Origin of the sequence: Mycobacterium sp. (assembly GCF_039583785.1) — a bacterium.
Lineage (GTDB): Bacteria > Actinomycetota > Actinomycetes > Mycobacteriales > Mycobacteriaceae > Mycobacterium.
Genome location: NZ_JAVKSG010000202.1, coordinates 1 through 1,792, shown reverse-complemented (window position 1 = coordinate 1,792; position 1,792 = coordinate 1). Strand labels below are relative to the sequence as shown.

Annotated in this window: 1 pseudogene; it reads left to right on the top strand. The window is 61.1% G+C overall.

The features are described from left to right. Positions 1 to 356, top strand: a pseudogene (locus ABDV69_RS21385) (hypothetical protein); the annotation flags it as partial. Positions 357 to 1,792: the final 1,436 nt, after the last annotated feature.

Here is a 1,792-nt window from a genome sequence, read left to right as displayed (position 1 = left end):
GGCCGAGCCCGGTGCCGAATCAACCGAAACGGAGGTCGCCTGAAACACCCTCATCCACAGGTCTTGACAATATCTCAACCGTCATCGACCGTCCGGTCTCGACGGTACGGCGCTGGCTGCGTCGCCTGCCGGCCGCGCACCTGGACCGCATCTACCGCGACGGGCTACAGCGCCTGCTGCGTTTGGACCCTGACACCTTCTGCGCACTGCCCTACAACGGCAACATGCTGCGCCACGCACTGTCGGTACTGTCGGCGACCGCCTACTGGGACCGACACCGATGCGGCATCTCAGATCCGCCCTGGACCCTGATCGGTATGTACACCCGCGGCCGGCTCCTGGCCGTACCCGGCTGACCGATGAAGATCGCCGACGGCTTTCCTGGCAAGTGCTTTGACTCATCTTCATGGCCGGAAGAGTGACCAGACCCCGGAAGCGCATGCAATCATGTGGTCATCAGGCGTCTTGGCTATCAGCTCAGATTCTGATGGTGGGCACGGTGCTCCTAGTGAGCGAACCATAGTCGGATTAGTAGACGAAACCCATTGGCCATTGCGAGTACACACAATCTCACCGGCCGACGGATCGTAAGCGAGCTTGAGCGGGTCGTTGCATGACTGACCAAGTTGCGGCCCCAAAGGGGCCAGAATACGTCCAGAATCTGCGATCGCCACGGGTGTTATCGCGGTAAGAACAACCCAGCAGCCGACCAGTGCGCTGCAGCCAACCCTGCTCTGAAACCTCCTGCTTAGCATGGGCTTTCCTCTCCAGCTCGATGAAACCAGTGGTGTTTGGCGCTCCTGGGCGACGGCCCCGCAGATGGGATGCGGGCGCGTCAGCAGCTGAGGTCTAGGTAGCTTGGTTGATGCGCGCTCACGCTCCCCTCCCAACAAATCCGCATCGAGCGCGCCTATGTACGATAATGACGATCGGCTGACGGTGTCACCGTTTCGCTTCCTAAACCCACGAATCGTGGTTGCGGACCCCGGGATTGATGGTCCAGACCTGCAAGTTGTATTTCTGGCCGTAGTTGAGGATGAGATCGTTTTGGGGGCTTGCGCTGCCGCCGGGGGCGAAGTTGCCTTCTTGCCAGGCAAATACCCCTCCCGAGGTCACGCTGGCGATATCCCAGTGGTCATTTGGCACACTGCAGCGCAAGTAGCTGCCTGGCAGAGGGCAGTTCAGCGGAGGATCGACCGGCGCCTGGGAAAGCCCAGCGCATTCTGACAACCCACCCTGTTCGGTTCGACCTCGCACCGCATTTTGCCGGACGCGGTCCGCACATATTGCTCGGCTTGGGCAGTCGGGAACACGCCAGGTACACCAGCCATACTCAGTACGGCGACGCCAGCGGTCACCAGGAATGCCCGCTTCGCGGGTATCACCGTGCACATGTGACCTGGGCGGGGAACCGGATGCGCAGGAACATCAGATGGTGTGGCTACCGCGATTCGGCGACCCACACGGGCGAGAGCACCCCATGACTGCTCAGGCCGGACGTGCGGGAGATGATCGCCTTGAGTTGGGCGGCGCATTAGACCGCACGATCGAAAGGGGTGACGGCGAATGACTGTCTTGATTCCAGCAGGGGGTAGCGGTCTAGCCGGTGTTGGGAGGCGCATTCGAAGGAACAATCGAGGAGGGGTTTCAGGTGGGGCTGTGGTGTTGATCGCGTTGATGATCGCCGGTTGGGATCTGCCTGTCGCGATGGCCGATGACTGGCAATGTCAACTTAAAGTGGCCCCACTGTGACGGTGTGGATTGGCCCCACCCTGCGAGATCTTTCCGGGCC